At 69.5% G+C, this 15235-nt stretch carries 14 protein-coding genes and 1 pseudogene; 9 read left to right on the top strand and 6 right to left on the bottom strand.

What is annotated here, in order from left to right; translation table 11 throughout:
* Positions 1-44 precede the first annotated feature (44 nt).
* The gene (locus AB0F17_RS19105; protein ID WP_358024357.1) at positions 45-719 is read left to right on the top strand and encodes an ABC transporter ATP-binding protein; all 675 of its coding nucleotides are present in this window, start codon (positions 45-47) and stop codon (positions 717-719) included.
* Positions 716-1321 (top strand): energy-coupling factor transporter transmembrane protein EcfT, encoded by a 606-nt coding sequence (locus tag AB0F17_RS19100; protein WP_358024353.1) that lies wholly within the window; start codon positions 716-718, stop codon positions 1319-1321. The genes AB0F17_RS19105 and AB0F17_RS19100 overlap by 4 nt, the downstream gene beginning before the upstream one ends.
* Positions 1322-1389: 68 nt before the next feature.
* Here AB0F17_RS19100 and AB0F17_RS19095 read toward each other — a convergent pair whose 3' ends face one another.
* Positions 1390-2505 carry an MFS transporter gene (locus tag AB0F17_RS19095; protein WP_358024350.1) on the bottom strand — a complete coding sequence of 372 codons (1116 nt, stop codon included), beginning with the start codon at positions 2503-2505 and terminating at the stop codon, positions 1390-1392.
* A 46-nt stretch (positions 2506-2551) separates the two neighbouring features.
* Positions 2552-3286, bottom strand: a complete 735-nt coding sequence (locus AB0F17_RS19090; protein WP_358024348.1) for a GntR family transcriptional regulator — start codon at positions 3284-3286, stop codon at positions 2552-2554.
* Positions 3287-3401: 115 nt separating this feature from the next.
* Between AB0F17_RS19090 and AB0F17_RS19085 the strand changes: the two genes are divergently transcribed.
* Positions 3402-3929 (top strand): MFS transporter, encoded by a 528-nt coding sequence (locus AB0F17_RS19085; protein ID WP_358024345.1) that lies wholly within the window; start codon positions 3402-3404, stop codon positions 3927-3929.
* A gap of 87 nt (positions 3930-4016) precedes the next feature.
* Entirely contained in the window at positions 4017-5885 is a 1869-nt protein-coding gene (locus AB0F17_RS19080) for a cytochrome c oxidase assembly protein (protein ID WP_358024342.1), read from the top strand.
* A 15-nt stretch (positions 5886-5900) separates the two neighbouring features.
* Here AB0F17_RS19080 and AB0F17_RS19075 read toward each other — a convergent pair whose 3' ends face one another.
* Positions 5901-8204 (bottom strand): glycoside hydrolase family 3 N-terminal domain-containing protein, encoded by a 2304-nt coding sequence (locus tag AB0F17_RS19075; protein ID WP_358024339.1) that lies wholly within the window; start codon positions 8202-8204, stop codon positions 5901-5903.
* A gap of 216 nt (positions 8205-8420) precedes the next feature.
* Between AB0F17_RS19075 and AB0F17_RS19070 the strand changes: the two genes are divergently transcribed.
* Both AB0F17_RS19070 and AB0F17_RS19065 read left to right on the top strand, forming a co-directional pair.
* Positions 8421-9431, top strand: coding sequence for a substrate-binding domain-containing protein (locus tag AB0F17_RS19070; RefSeq protein ID WP_358024336.1), 1011 nt, complete (start codon positions 8421-8423; stop codon positions 9429-9431).
* Positions 9432-9454: 23 nt separating this feature from the next.
* A complete protein-coding gene (locus AB0F17_RS19065) occupies positions 9455-10207 on the top strand; it encodes a cupin (protein WP_358024333.1) in 753 nt (250 codons plus the stop codon).
* A gap of 320 nt (positions 10208-10527) precedes the next feature.
* On the opposite strand, the gene AB0F17_RS19060 is transcribed toward AB0F17_RS19065, so the two are convergent.
* A complete protein-coding gene (locus AB0F17_RS19060; protein WP_358024330.1) occupies positions 10528-10872 on the bottom strand; it encodes a hypothetical protein in 345 nt (114 codons plus the stop codon).
* 324 nt (positions 10873-11196) lie between these two features.
* Here AB0F17_RS19060 and AB0F17_RS19055 point away from each other — a divergent pair, with 324 nt between their 5' ends.
* The 3 genes from AB0F17_RS19055 to AB0F17_RS19045 all read left to right on the top strand — a co-directional run bounded on the left by AB0F17_RS19055 (position 11197) and on the right by AB0F17_RS19045 (position 13234).
* Complete coding sequence (locus tag AB0F17_RS19055) at positions 11197-11973, top strand: hypothetical protein (protein ID WP_358024327.1); 777 nt, start codon at positions 11197-11199, stop codon at positions 11971-11973.
* A gap of 286 nt (positions 11974-12259) precedes the next feature.
* Entirely contained in the window at positions 12260-12589 is a 330-nt protein-coding gene (locus tag AB0F17_RS19050; RefSeq protein ID WP_358024324.1) for a hypothetical protein, read from the top strand.
* Between the two features lie 141 nt (positions 12590-12730).
* Positions 12731-13234, top strand: coding sequence for a hypothetical protein (locus AB0F17_RS19045; protein ID WP_358024321.1), 504 nt, complete (start codon positions 12731-12733; stop codon positions 13232-13234).
* A 29-nt stretch (positions 13235-13263) separates the two neighbouring features.
* Here AB0F17_RS19045 and AB0F17_RS19040 read toward each other — a convergent pair.
* Positions 13264-14114: pseudogene (locus AB0F17_RS19040) on the bottom strand (transposase).
* A 296-nt stretch (positions 14115-14410) separates the two neighbouring features.
* Complete coding sequence (locus AB0F17_RS19035; RefSeq protein ID WP_358024318.1) at positions 14411-15163, bottom strand: phytanoyl-CoA dioxygenase family protein; 753 nt, start codon at positions 15161-15163, stop codon at positions 14411-14413.
* Positions 15164-15235: the final 72 nt, after the last annotated feature.

Here is a 15235-nt window from a genome sequence, read left to right as displayed (position 1 = left end):
GTGGATTCAGTGAGCGAGCCGGTTGAGATGTATGGGTGGTGTGCGTGATCGAGCTGGACGACGTGCGGGTCCGGCTGGGGCAGCGTGAGGTGCTGTGCGGTGTCACGGTCGCGCTGCCCGAGCGGCGGGTGGGCGTGATCGGGGCCAACGGCTCGGGCAAGAGCACCCTGGCCCGGCTGCTGAACGGCCTGGTCCTGCCGACCTCCGGCACCGTCACCGTCCTCGGTGACGACACCCGCCGCCACGCGGCCAGGATCAGGCGGCGTGTGGGGTTCCTGTTCACCGATCCCGACGCGCAGATCGTGATGCCGACCGTGGCCGAGGACGTCGCGTTCTCCCTGCGCCGGCGGAAGCTGCCGCGCGAGGAGGTCGAGCGCAGAGTCGCCGACGTGCTGAAGAGGTACGGCCTGGCGGGCCACGCCGACCACCCCGCCCACCAGTTGTCCGGCGGCCAGAAACAGCTGCTCGCCCTCTGCTCCGTCCTGGTGCTCGAACCCGAGATCCTCATCATGGACGAACCCACGACCCTGCTGGACCTGCGTCATTCCCGGCTGGTCGCGGACGTGCTGCGCGAGCTGCCGCAGCAGGTGGTCGTGGTCAGCCATGATCTCGCCCTGCTGGAGGACTTCGACCGCCTGCTGGTGCTGGACGAGGGACGGATCGTGGCCGACGCCGCGCCGCGGGCGGCCATCGGCCACTACCGGAAGCTCATGTCGTGAACGGGCTCACCGGCGCCTACGTCCCAGGGAACTCGCCGCTGCATCGCCTCCCCGCGGGGGCCAAGCTCGCGGGTCTGGCCGCCTTGTGCACGGTGCTCGTCCTCCTGCGCGCACCGGTGGCGATGGCGGTCGCCGCGTTGGTGGTGGGAGTGCTGTACGCCGTCGCGCGGGTGGGTGCGGCGGCGGCCTGGGCGCAGGTGCGGCCGGTCCGCTGGTTCGCTGTCGCGCTGTTCGCCATGCAGGTGGTGTTCGCGGACCTGCCGTCGGCGATCACGTCGGTGTCGCGGGTCGTCCTGGCCGTTGCCCTGGCCGGGCTGGTCACCCTGACGACGCGGACGGTCGCCATGATGGCGTTTCTGGAACGCTGTTTGTCGCCCGCGCGGTTCGTGGGGCTGGACCCGTTCCGGCTGTCGTTGCTGCTCTCTCTTACGATCCGCAGCGTGCCGGTCATGGCCGACCTGGCCACCCGGGTGCGGGAAGCTCAGCGCGCCAGGGGAGTGGAGTGGAGCGTGCGTGCCTTCGCCGTACCGCTGGTGGTGAGCGCGTTGCGGCACGCCGACGCACTCGGCGAGGCCCTCAGCGCCCGCGGCCTGGACGACTGACGGGGCTCACATATCGACCGATGGTGGCTGACGGCGTCACGCGTAGATCGGTAGGCGGTTGGCGGTGATCACGTGTCGACGGGCAGGCGGCGGGCGGCCACGCCTGCCCAGCCGAGGCCGAGTGCGGTGATCAGGAGTACTCCTGCGGCCCCCGCCCCCGCCGCCACCAGTCCGGCCGCGCCCGGGATGAGGATCTGGCCGGTACGGTTGCCCGCCAGCCGCAGCGACATCGCCCGCCCCCGGAGACCGGCGGGCGCCGACTCCGCGAGCCACGACATGGTCATCGGCTGCCCCACTCCCAGCCCGAACCCCATGACCAGCAGCACGCAGGCCAGCAGCCACAACGGCATGGGCAGCGGCGTGACCACCATGGCCAGGGCCGCCGCCACGGTGCTGAACACCAGGAGGCGCCGCCTGCCGAAGGCGCGCGAGAGGCGGCCCAGGAAGAACCGCGACCCCATCGACGCCACGCCACGGATCGCCAGCAGGGCCCCCACCACGCCCGAGGCGAGCCCTTGTTCGGTGCCCAGCGCCGGCAGGTAGACGAGCGTGATGTCGACCGCGGCCAGCACCACGCAGCTCGTCACGATCGCGTGCGCGAGACCCGGCAGCCGCAGCAGCGAGCGAACCCCGGTGCCGTCGCCACCGACCTGCGTGGCGGCCCGCGGGCTGCCGGTCAGAAACAACGACAGCACGACGAGTACGGCGGCGAGCCCGCAGGTCCACAGATAGATCCGGCCGGTGTCGGGAATGGCCAGCGCGCCGCCGAACACGGTGATCAGGACCGGACCCGCGGCCTGGCCCAGCGAGGCGGCGAACGTGTAGTGCCCGAAGGCCGTGTCGTACCGGCCGGGCACGGTCACGTTGGCCACCAGCGCCTGCTGGGCGATGACGCAGCCGAGATGTCCCGTGCCGAGCAGCACGCCGCCCGCGATCAACCCGGGAATCGTGTGGCCGAACGCCAGGAACGCGGCGCAGGCGGCCGTGAGCAGCACCGCCCCCGCCACGGCCATGCGCCGCTCGCCGTACCGGTCGGCGGCCTGACCGGCGGGAATGGCCAGGACGAGCGGCGCGATGGCGAAGCTGGCGCCCAGCAGGCCCAGCCACGCCGCCGGGACGTGCAGCTCGATCGCCCCGTACGACATGGTCGGCCGCAGCACGAACGTGACCACCTGCGTCCCCATGGAGTGCCCCAGCAACAGAGCCGTCCGATGGCGCCGATGCCAGCCGTCAGACATCGATCCCGTCCACTTCAGATCCAGCCCGTTCAGATCCAGCGTGGTCGAAATCAGCGCGGTCGGAGTCGGCTCGCGCGCGCAGCCGCCGGGCGGCCTGCGCGCCCAGGCTGGTGTCGATGTGCTCGCGCATGACGGCCGCCGCGCCGTCGGCGTCTCCGGCGATCACGTACTCCAGCAGGGCCTCGTGCTCGGCCGCCTTGCGGCCGCGGTCGACCTCCAGGGCCAGGCGGCGATAGCGGTCGGACTTGTCCCAGAGGCCGTCGAGCGTGCCGATGAGCAGGTCGTTGTGCGAGGCGCCGTACAGGGCGGCATGGAAGCGGCGATGGGCGACGAGCTGCTCGTACGCGGGATCGCCGGGCAGCGGGCTGAGCCCCTCGGCGGCCGCGCGCATGCCCGCGATGTCGGCCCTGGTCCTGCGCTCGGCGGCCAGGGCGATGGACAAGGGGTCGAGGGAGCGCCGCATCTCCAGCAGGTCGCGCGCCTCCTCCGCGGACAGCGGTGCCACCCGGGCGTCGCGGTGGGCGTCCAGCGCCACCAGGCCCTCGCTCTTCAGCCGGCGCAGCGCCTCGCGGAGCGGCGTGGTGCTGATGCCGATGTCACGCGCCAGCCTGACCTGCGCGATCACGGAGCCGGGCGGCAGGACTCCGGACAGGATCAGCTCCTTGACCCGCAGGTACGCGTGGTCGGCCTTGGTGGTGAAGAGCTCGGCCGGCGTCCCGTTCGTCACGGCTATAACGTACCGCACCACGATAAAGCGTGAAATTTCGGATTAAAGGGCCATAGGTTATAACGGGTCTCCCGACAGCCTCCTGGTGTGGGAGCATTTGGACACCATGCGAGCCATGCTGCCGTTGCGATTAGCGCGGTCGGCCCTCTTCGCGGCCGTCTGCGTGGCGCTGGCCGCCCTGGCCCATTGGTTCGCGGGCGGCACACTGCCGGATCCCGGCCAACTCGCGCTCGGAGCCGGGGTCGTGACGGCCGGCACGGCCGTGGCGGCCGGCCGGGAGCGCGAACCGGTCCTGATCGCCCTCCTGCTCGGCTCGGCGCAACTCCTCCTGCACGGCCTGTTCGCCTGGCACACCGCCCCCGCCTCCATGCCGCCCGGTCATGGGCTGGCCTCCGACGTCGAGATGGAGCTCTGCCATCTCACCGCCATGCTGCTGACCGGATGGTGGGTGGCCAAGGGGGAGACCGCGCTGTGGTCGGTGCTGCGGCGCCTGGCCGTACGCGTGGTCCTGTTCCTGGCGCCGTGCCCCGTACGCCCGCCCGCTCCGCCGACGCCCGCTTATGTCGCGCCCGGCATTCCGTACGAAAGCGTCCTACGTCACGCGGTCGTCCGGCGTGGACCCCCGCTCCCGGCTGCTCTCTGAACCCCCCCATCCCGCAGCCACGTGGAGAACACCATGACGTCAACCCCCGCATGCCGTCGACCTCTGCCCGCCCGCACCTGAGCAGCCGTGTCCATTTCCCGAGGCGGGCCGTCGACGGCCCGCCGTTACGCCGTTGTCGCCGTGGCCGCCGGAGTCCTGGTGCTGATCGCGGCCCTGCTGTTCGGCGGAAGCCTGCCGCAGCAGGCGATCCCGGGCCTGCCCAAGGCGGGACCGATCACCGACTGGGGCCTGCCCCTGGCCCGGTTCGTCTATGACCTGTGCGCCTTCGCCACCGTGGGAACGCTGGTCGCCGCCGTCCTCCTGGCCCCGCGCGGCACGCCGGAGGCCGCCGCCTGCCTGCGCGCCGCCGGCCGGTGGGCGCTGGGCTGGGCCGCCGCCGCGGCCCTGATGTACCTGCTGACGATCTCGGAGGTCACCGGCCTGCCGCTCGCCGACCTGCTGGAGGACCCGTCGATCCTGACGTTCGGCACCACCGTTCCGCAGACCCAGGCGCTGTTCATCGTGGCCGCGGCGGCGGGGGTGGTGGCGATCGGCACGAGCTTCGGGCTTTCGCGCTGGTGGAACGGCTTCCTGCTGGCGATCGCCGCCTTCGCGGTGCTGCCGCCCGCCTACGTCGGCCACGCGGCCTCGGCGGGCGACCACGACATCGCGATCTCCGCCCTGATGGCGCACCTGGTGACGGTGGCGGTGTGGGTGGGCGGCCTGGCCGCCGTGCTGGTCCACTTCCGGCGGTCGGACCGGCTGGCGGAGGTGGTGCCCAGGTTCAGCACGCTGGCGCTGGCCTGCTTCGCCGCGGTGGCCGTGTCCGGCGTGGCCAGTGCCTGGGTGCGGCTCGACACCGTCGCCCAGCTCTGGCAGACCCGTTACGGCCTGCTCATCCTGGCCAAGACGGCCGCGCTGGTGGCCCTGGGCGCCTTCGGCCGGCACCATCGCCGCCGCACGGTCGCGGGCCTGGCCGAACGTCCGGTGCGGCACACGTTCGTCCGGCTGGCCACCGGTGAGGCGATCGTCATGGCGGCGGCCGTCGGGCTGGCCGTGGGTCTTTCGCGCACCCCGCCGCCGCCCTCGGAGGGCGGCGGCGGTCACGACCACCTCCTGCTGGAGTACGAGCTGCCGCCCTTCTCGATCGGCAACCTGGTCACCGAGGTCCGGCTGGACCCGCTGATCCTGCTCCTGCTGGCCATCCTCGCGATCGGCTACCTCATCGGGCTGCGCCGCCTGGCCCGCGACGGGGTGCCGTGGCCGCCCGGCCGTACCGCCGCGTGGCTGGCCGGGCTCGCGGTGCTGGCGTTCGCCCTACTCAGCGGCGTGGGCGGCTACGCTCGCGCGATGCTGTCCGCGCAGGCGCTGCAGTACGGCCTGGTCGCCCTCGTGGCGCCGCTGCTGCTGGCGCTCGGCGCGCCGCTGACGCTCGCCGCCCAGACCACCACCGACCGCTCGCAGTACGGTGAGGTGGCCCGTTCGATCCTGGACAGCGGCTTCGCCGCGCGCCTCACCCATCCCGTGACCGTCGCGGCGCTCCAGGTCGTGCCCGTGGCGCTGCTGTACGGGACCGGCTGGCTGGGGCAGTCGTTGTACAGCTACGCGGCGCACCTGCTCACCCTGGCCCTGCTGTTCTGCACCGGGATGGTGTGTTTCTGGGTGCTGACCGGGGTGGATCCGCTGCCGCGCCCGGTCACCTGGGTGATGCGGGCGCGGCTGCTCGCGGTGGTCGCCGTCGTGCCGCTCACGCTCGGGCTGGCCCTGCTGTTCGGGCCGGGGGTGGGCCTGGACTGGTTCATGCTGGTGTCGCCGCCGGGGGTGTCGGACCTGTCCGCCGATCAGTGGGCCGCCGGGCTGACGGTGCTGATCGCCGCGATCCTGGTGCTCGGGGCGTCGGCGGTACGTCTGGCGTCATGGCGGCGGGTCGTTCAGCGGAGGAGGACGCTCGTCTGAACGACCACGGTCCTGTCAGTCGACCGTGGCCGGTTTCCGTACGTCGACCGTGGTCAACCGCCGTTCGGCGCCGGTGATCTCGTACACCGGCCCGGTCAGCGTCACGGGCCACTCGGCGACGACCTCGGTGACGGAGCGGCGGACGGTCACCGTCACCTCGCCGGGTTCGACGACGCGCCGGCCGTCGCGCCCGGTGAAGGCCAGCAGCCGCGTCGGCACCTCGAAGCCGACCGATGCGCGCTCGCCGGGGTCGAGCTCGACGCGCGCGTACCCGACGAGCTGGGCGACGGGCCGGGTGACCGAGGCGACCTCGTCCGACGCGTACACCTGCACGATCTCCGCGCCCGCCCGGTCACCGGCGTTGCGGACGACGACCGAGCAGCGGATCGACCCGTCCGCCGCCGGGGCGGTCCCGGCCACGGTCACGTCTTCGTAGGCGAAGCTCGTGTAGCTCAACCCGTGGCCGAAACCCAGCTCCGGAGCGGGGTCGATGTTGCTCACCGAGCCGGCCCCGCCAAGCCGGGGATGCAGATAGCTGTACGGCTGGCCGGCGACCGAGCCGGGCATGCTCATCGGCAGCCGGCCCGACGGGTTCACGGCGCCGCTGAGCACCCGCGCGATGGCCCCCGCGCCCTCCTCACCGGGGAAGAACGCCTGTACCACGGCGGCGGCCTCGCGGAGGATGCCCGGCACGGCGTAGGCGCGGCCGGTCAACAGGACCGCCACGACCGGCGTGCCCGTGGCGATGACCGCGTCGGCGAGCTCCTGCTGAACCCCGGGCAGGTCGAGGGTGTCCACGTCGCAGCCCTCGCCGGAGGTGCCCCGGCCGAACAGGCCCGAGCGGTCGCCGAGCACGAGGATCACCACATCGGAGGCGGTCGCCAGGCGGGCCGCGTCGGCGATGCCCGTGCGGTCGCCGTCATCGACGCCTGTGCCGCGGGCGACCTGGAGCACCGCGTCCGGAAACTCCGTACGCAGGGCGTCGAGCAGCGTGGGCGACGCGATGCCGGGCTCGACGTCGGGAAAGTGCGGCAGGACGTGGTTGACGAAGGAATAGCAGCCGAACAACGCGGTGACGCTGTCCGCGTTCGGGCCTATGACGGCGACGCGCCTGCCCGCGCCGTCACCGAGGGGAAGCAGGCCGTTGTTGGTCAGCAGCACGAGGGACTCCTCCGCCAGCCGCCGCGCCAGCGCCCGGGATTCGGCGCCGTCCAGGTCGACGGGCCCCGAAGGAGCCGGCTCGTAGTCGTCGTCGAGCAGCCCGAGCTCCGCCTTCTGCAGCAGTACGCGGCGCAGTGCCCGGTCGATCAGCGATTCGGCGATCCGCCCGCTCGACACGGCCTGCTTCAACGGCTCCAGATAGGTCACCCCGGTGGGGAGCTCGACATCGATTCCGGCCGTGAGCGCCTGCACGGCCGCGTCCTCGGCGTCGGACGCGACGGCGTGCAACGTGTGCAGGAAGGCGACCGCGAAGTAGTCCGCGACGACGGTGCCTTCGAAACCCCACTCGTCGCGCAGAATCCTGGTGAGGTAGTGGGCGTCCGCGGCGACCGGGATCCCGTCGATCTCCGCGTAGGAGTTCATCACCGAGCCCGCCCCCGCGTCCCGGACCGCCACCTCGAAGGGGAACAGCAGCACGTCGGACACCTCACGCGGCCCCGCGTGGACCGGGGCCAGGTTCCGGCCGGCGCGGGAGTTGGAATAGCCGACGAAATGCTTCAACGTGGCGATGACGCCCGCGGACTGGAGTCCCCGCACGTACGCCGCCCCGATCGTCGCGACCTCGTACGGATCCTCGGAGACGCACTCCTCGACCCGGCCCCACCGCTGGTCGCGGATCACATCGAGCACGGGAGCGAGCCCCTGGTGAATGCCGAGCGCGGCCATGCTCGACCCGATCTGCCGGCCCATCCGCTCGACCAGTTCGGGGTCGAACGACGCGCCCCACGCCGGCGGGACCGGATAGGTCGTGGCCCGCCACGCCGCCAGACCGGTGAGGCATTCCTCGTGCGCCAGCGCCGGCACGCCGAGGCGGGTGTGGTCGAGCAGCCACCGCTGCCGCGCGGCCAGCAGGGTGCTCGCCCACTCCGGATCGACGGGCCGGGTCCCGTAGTGGCGGGTGATCTGCCCGAGGCCGTGGCAGGCGAACTCCTCGAAGGCGACGTCCTCTCCCTGCATCGCATCCTGCAGCGGCGCGACGACCCCCTCTTCGCGGTTGACGTTCAGCCACACGCCCACGAGCTGCGCGAGCTTCTCGTCGAGCGACATGCCGGCCAGCAGGTCACCGACGCGTCGCGCTCGGCGCTCATCGATCGTCATGCACGCACCCTCACTGTTGATAGTGCCGAGGTATTGCAGCAGAAAATTTTCGGCTGAGTTTCGGATAAATTACCGTGACATTGCCGTGCGGTTACGCTAGGCTCCGGCCTGTATCCGTGTCAACAGGTGTCAACCACGCCTCAACGGCCCAGGTCGGCCAGTGGCCACGAGCCGATAGATTTTCCGAAAGTTTCACGACGCCAAACGGGAGGTCCTGTGCCCCGACCCACCCTCTCCGACGTCGCGGTGGCGGCCGGAGTGTCGGTGCCGACGGTCTCGAAGGTGCTGAGCGGCAAGAAGCACGTCTCCGCCGCCACCCGCGACAAGGTCCTCGAAGCGGTCCGGGCCTCCGGATACGAAGCGCTCCGCCCGCTCAGCACACCCCGGGTCGGCCTCATCGACCTGCTCATCGACGGGCTCGGCTCGCCCTGGGCGGAGGTCCTCGTCAAGGGCGCGGAGCAGGCGGCCGCGCGCTGGGGGTTCTCGCTCGTCGTGACCTCGTCCGCGCGGCCCGACTTCGACCTGCGGCGCTGGATCGGGATCGTGCGGAAGCGGAGCACCGACGGCATCGTCTTCGTGCTCTCGCGCGCCAACCAGGAGGAGATCACGGCGGTCGAGGAACTGCTGCGGGTCCCGCTGGTGCTCCTCGACCCGGTCGGCAAGCGTGACCCTCGCCTCTCGACCGTCGGAGCCACGAACTGGTCGGGCGGGGTCATGGCGACGACCCATCTCCTCGAGCTGGGTCACGAGCGGATCGGCTTCATCGGCGGGCCGCTCGACACGCAGTGCAGCCTCGACCGCCACGAGGGCTACCTCGCCGCGCACCGCACCTTCGGCGTCGAGCCGAGGCCGGGCCTCACGCGTTTCGGCGACTTCCTCGTCTCCGGCGGCAAGACGTTCGGCGCCGAGCTGCTCGACCACCCCGACGGCCCCACGGCCATCTTCGCGGGCTCCGACCTGCAGGCCGCCGGCGTCTACCAGGCCGCGGCCGAGCGCGGCATCCGGATCCCCGACGAGGTGTCCGTCGTCGGCTTCGACGACTCTCCTGTGTGCGAGATGATGTCCCCGCCGCTCACCACGATCCGCCAGCCGCTCGACGACATGGCCAACGAGGCGGTCCGGTTGATCACCGAAGAGCTGACCCACCGCAAAGGCTCGGCCGGCACACGGATCGAACTCGCCACATCCCTCATCGTCAGAGGCAGCACCGCGCGCCCCACGCACTGACGCACGTCATACGGAGGAAAGCAATGACGGCACCCGCCTTTCCCGGAGGCACGTCGGTCACCCGGCTGTCGGTCTACTCCGGTACGTGCCAGGACGGCCTCGAAGGCGGCACCCCGCACCTGCACACCGCCTCCACGGAGGCGTATGTGGTCATCGGCGGTAGTGGCGCGTTGCAGACGCTGGATGTGCATGGTTTCCGTGAGACGTCTTTGAGTGCGGGTTCGACGGTGTGGTTCACGCCCGGCACGATCAACCGGGGCGGTCTGGAGGTGGTCGTGGTCATGCAGAACGCCGGTCTGCCGGAGGCCGGTGACGCGGTCATGACGTTCCCGCCGGAGATCGTGGCCGACGCGGGCCGCTACCGGGAGACGGCCACGCTGCCGGTCGGCGAGGGGGTGGAGGACGCCGTGGGGCGCCGTCGTGAGCTGGCGGTGGAGGGGTTCCTGCGGCTGGCCAAGAGCCTGGATGAGGGTGATCCGGGACCTTTGCAGGCGTTCTATGACAGCGCGGTCGCGCTGGTGCGCCCCGCCGTCGCGGGCTGGCGCCGTACCTGGGAGGACACCGTCGCCCGGGAGGCCCAGCACACCGCCGAGGTGCTCGACGCGCTGGAGCGCGGCGACGGGACGCACCTCCAGGGCGCCGCCCTCCTCGAAGCGCCCCCGGAAGCCCGCTGGGGCATGTGCGGCCGACTCCGCACCCACGACGTCGCTCATCCACTGGTCCACTCGGGCCCCGAAGGCATCGAAGCGCCTGAAGCGAGCGGGCCGAGCTCTTAGCCCCTGGCCCGGCCGCGGCGGTTGATCAGCTTCCGGTCGGAGCGCAGCCGCCGTCGGGCTACCGGCCGCAGAGGCGGTTGGCTGGCTCTCTATTGGGGAGACCACCAGATCGTCCCAGTGAACGGGCCAGCGCCGCACCCCGCCCGGAAGGTCAGCCCAGTCACCGTCTGGTGCGACCAGTGCCAGCGTGCCGCCACGCAGGATATCCGCCACCGTCCCACGCTGTCCGATCAGCAACTCGCTGACGGCCCGAGTACGAACAGGACTGTGCAGCATGTCCACGATCTCGATCCGGCAGCCCAGCTTCTCGCGAGGCTCCTTCATTCGGTGACCGCTTCCACCGCCTCCGGAGAGGGAAGATCGTGGATCGTTTCCGAGAGGGGATGCTGCCTCCGGAGATCCGCATAGCGGAAGGCGATCCGCCGCGCAGCCCGCGATGGCTCGACGGCGGGATGGCGAGCGTACAGCACCCGCTTGCGCCGGTCGTCCCAGCCCGCCCGCCACCAGTACCACTCGCCGTCGCACCAGACCACGAGCCCGATCCAAACGGATACCAGACTCAGGCCGTAGCCGTCGTGCACGTCTGTGGAGACACCCTGAGCAGCGAGGGCATCGGCCAGGACGTCGGCGGCATGCTTCTCCGGCCGCGACGAAGGGATGCTCATAGCGCCTGCTCCGCTGTTTCCTGCTCCCTCAACTGCTCGGCGAGCTGGGCGACGTCGTCGGCATCGATCGTTTGGCAGAGGCCGTGATCCACCTCGTGCTGTGATAGGCGTCGGCCGTTCCGAGTTGCCCAGAGGCGTCCTGCGGAACTGCGCCAAATGCACCAACCAGGAAAAGCCTCCTGGAGGTCTTCGAGAATTACCGGTGTGGACATGTGATCAGCATGCTTACCGAAGAGTGACGAACCTACCGCGTTATTTAGACGTCCAGGACGTTATGGCGTTACGCTCAAAACGTCCCTGACGCCCTCCATCCCGAGGTGTACCGTGGCCAACGTCGCTCTACGCAGCGCCCTGCAGAACGCCCAGGTCACGAACCAGAACTTGGCCGACCGGTGTGGTGTGGACGTCAAGACGGTGGAACGCTGGTTGCAGGACGAGGCTCGTGTCCCGCACCTACGGCACCAGTGGGCCGCCGCAGAGGCACTAGGAGTTGAGACAGCCGTGCTATGGCCCGACGCAATTCGCAATACGGTGAAAATGGGGCCGGACAAAGAAGTCTTGTCCGTTTATCCGTATCGCTCCGCATGCCCGAAAGCAATCTGGCGCAACCTCATCAACGCGGCGCGCAACGAGATCGTGTTCGCCGGCTACACGAACTACTTCCTGTGGCTGGAACACCCGAACCTGGCGAAGGTCCTCAAGCGGAAGGCCCACCAGGGCTGCAAGATCCGGTTTCTCGTCGGCGACCCGGAGAGTGACGTCACACGCAACCGTGAGGAAGTGGAGAACGTCCCGTTGACCGTCTCCACGCGCATCCGGATCACGCTGTCGGAGATCGAGCAACTCCGGGACGTCCCCGGCATCGAGGCCCGGTACGGCGACGAGCACATCGCCATGAGCGTGTTCCGGTTCGACGCGGAGATGCTCGTCACGCCCCATCTGGCCAAGCTCGTCGGTCACGACTCGCCGATGCTGCATTTGCGGCGGTACCAGGACGATGGCCTGTTCGATCGATTCGCTTACCATGCCTCCGAGCTGTGGGGCAACGGTCGTGACGTGTGGCAACAGCCCCAGCCCACGGGCCACATTCTGGGTGACTAGCTAAGAGCGTCCGCCAGTAGGTCATGGATACTGAGGTGACAGCATTACGACATGGTTTCGGTGATCATGAGCACCTGACGCTCTGTGATTGCCTTAAGGGTTCGTGTCTGTTGTGCCTGAGTCCACGAGTGGATCGCAACTGGAGGCGTCGGCCTTCTGATACGGGTCTTGTTTGCTACCTCTGTCCATTTTGACAGGGAGGGAGGAAGTCCCGTTCCCCGCGCTCACACAGGGCCGCCGGTATGGAAAGTGGCGTGGCGGCCGCTCATCACCCCACAATGCCAGGGTGGTGGAACTGATCCATATCGAGTTGCCCGGTGTGGGTAGCGGATACACCCTGCGGCTGGGCAATATCGACGCCTGGGGCCGACTGGAGTTCCTCGGCGACAACCAGAAGGTGTGGCTCTTCCGCGCGAGGTCGCAACTGGCCGACTTCATCGCCTCCGAGGCCCATCCGGCTCCGTACTGGAGAGAGCTGATCGAGCACACTCCGGTGGACCTGATCCGCGAGCAGACCACGGGATACGACTTCCGACGCATGATCAATGGCGATCTGCGCTGGACCGCCGGCGATCACGCCCTCGATTGCAGCGATCTCGCTGCCGAGCTGGCCTAATACTGCGACCTGCCTGAGCTGTTAGACGAACTGGAGGGGCCGGATCGCTTCGTCTGTGTTGATGTAGGTGCGTGGCAGCGCATCATCCCTGTGCTCGAGTCCCGAATCCTGGTGTGGGGTGAGGACTGTGGGGCGATCCCCATGACCGACGAGCTCGCCGACGTGATCGCCTCACTCACCGATAGCCTTCAATATCTGGGGTGGGCACGACGATCTGGCCCCGTGGGCGAGGCTCGCCGTGAATGCCTCCATCAGGCCGCCCGGATCGCTGACGAGCTGCTGGGACGGCGGGTCGTGGCACGCCTGACCAGGTATGGCTTCATGGTTGAGATGTACGCCGATCCCACCGCCAATGCTGAGCGGGGGTGCGCGCACGATGATCTGGTCGACCGGGTCATCGCCATCATCGACGCGCTGCATGATCGAGCGTCGGTCACGCTTCCCGCCGACAACGCCGCCGAGCTTGCGCTGATCCGCCGGGCCGGACGCGCCGTCAGCGATCAGCTTGGGGGTATCCGCGTAACGTGCCAGCCGATCAGAGGCCATGCGGTCGTCGTCACGGCCCACGAACGCCCTGGCAAGACAGAGGATCCGGTCTTCGACTGGGAGCTGGGCTGGCGCGGCAGCGAGAGGGAGAGGGATTGAGAACGTCCGCCACGGGTCGTGAGCTGAGGTTATCGGATGCGAGGTGTGCGGGGGCGGGTTGGCCAGCGGTGGGTGAACCAGGCCCGGCGGATGAGGCTGCGGACGGTAATGATGGCGGTGGCCAGATGGAGGTAGAACTCTACGCATACGCGTCGGCGTTCGGTGCAGCGCCGCAGTTTGCCGAAATTGTTCATCCAGGAGTTCGTCCGTTCCAACACCCATCGTCCGTCGGCCTGGATCGGCGTTTTCGCACCGCGTTTCGCGATCTGCGGCGTGATGCTGCGCTCGGCCAGGTCGGTGTAGACCGGGCTGTAGTCGTAGCCTGCGTCCAGGCTGAGCTTCGGTTTGTGTGGGCCTGGTCGAGCCGCTCAGTCAAAGTGGTGAACTCGCGCAGGGTTTCGGGCAGCAGGGTGTGGTCACGGGTGTTCGCCTTGGCGGGCACGGTGACGACGGGTATGCCGTAGCCGTCGGTGATCTGGGACCGCTTGAGTCTCTGTTTGCCACGGTCCACCGGACTCTTGCCCGCGCACTCCCCTCCGGAGGGAGCTTTGGTAATACAGCCGTCCGCGGACAGGCTCTCCAGTTCCAGGCCCACCATCCGGTCATACGCGGCAAACACGGCCAGTACTAGAAGACCGGCGACCTCAGCCGCGATCCACTCGTCCCTGCGGCGCCGGATCGTGGTGGCCGAACAGGAGACGTCCGCGACCCGCTCGTACCCCATCCCCGACACCAACGCCACGATGATCTTGTCGAACGCGACTCCGTCCGGGATCCGTGGGTTGTGGCAACCCAGCGGGTGACGATCTTCACGTTCCGGCAACGAGGCGAGGAATTCCTGCCGGATCGGACCGATGATGGACTCAGGCACGACAGACACGCACTCTCCCGATGAATCACAGAGCGTCAGAGACTCCATGATCATCCAACCCGTGCCCGTCGTGCCTCCACCTGCCTCGTTCATGACCTACTGGCGGACTCTCTAAGCGACAATTGGCCTGGATGGCCCTGGACTCCGGGGGACCATGTAGGACCGGGGGCGAGGATCGATCGTGATCCCGCCCCCTCGTGATGTGCCTGAGGCCAAACGCTCGGGGCGAGCGAACATCGCGGAATTCCTTGAGTCGTTAACGCCCTAGACGACTTGGGACTTACCGGTCTCTAGTCGGTGGCGGGTCAGGACGTCGACGTGCTGGCGGAAAACGGCGGGAAGTGCTCGTCGGGCAGGGGCCGGCCGGGGGTGAGGCCGAGGGGGTCGGTCAGTACGTGCGCCGGTTCGGAAGCGAAGACCGCGTCGGCGTCCATGTAGATGACCACGTGCGCGATGCGCGGGTCGTCGGTGAAGTTGGGCGTGGCGGTGTGCGCCAGGTACGAGTTGTGGAAGGTGCAGTCCCCCGCCTTCAACGGGACGGTCACCCGCTGCCGCCACCGCAGCTCGGGCGCCACCCGGAAGAGATCCTGCTCGTCCGACAGGTCCTGGGCGCGCAGGTCATGGAGGTCATGTGAGCCGGGCAGGAACGTCATGCAGCCCCGCTCGACAGGCACGTCGACCAGCGCGATCCAGGCCGACAGGGCGTGCCGCGAGCCGGTGTGCGGCCAGTACGGCTGGTCCTGGTGGAACTCGGTGGCCGCGCCGTTGTGCGGCTGCTTGATCAGCAACTGGTCGTGCCAGAGCCGCAACGGCACGCCCGCCAGGCGGGTCGCGAGCGCGGCGAGCCCCGGGTGCAGGGTGAGCTCGCGGAGCGTCTCGTCCTGCTGCCAGAGCTGGAGCAACTGGACGAAGATGGCGCCCTCGCGGTTGTCCCGCACTGTCTCCCGCGCGGCCAGTGCCGCCTTGGCGTACCGCTCGGCCTCCGGCCGTGAGATCACCTGGGGTACGTGGATGAAACCGTCACGCCGGTAGGCGGCCACCTGGGCGTCGTCGAGCATGTGCTTCTCCCTCGTCGAGGTTGTCGATGTGCCTCCACTCTCGCCGGACGGCCAGGGGACGGGCTAGGACGG

Origin of the sequence: Nonomuraea sp. NPDC026600 (assembly GCF_040638335.1) — a bacterium.
GTDB lineage: Bacteria > Actinomycetota > Actinomycetes > Streptosporangiales > Streptosporangiaceae > Nonomuraea.
This window is presented reverse-complemented; position numbering and strand designations above follow the sequence as displayed.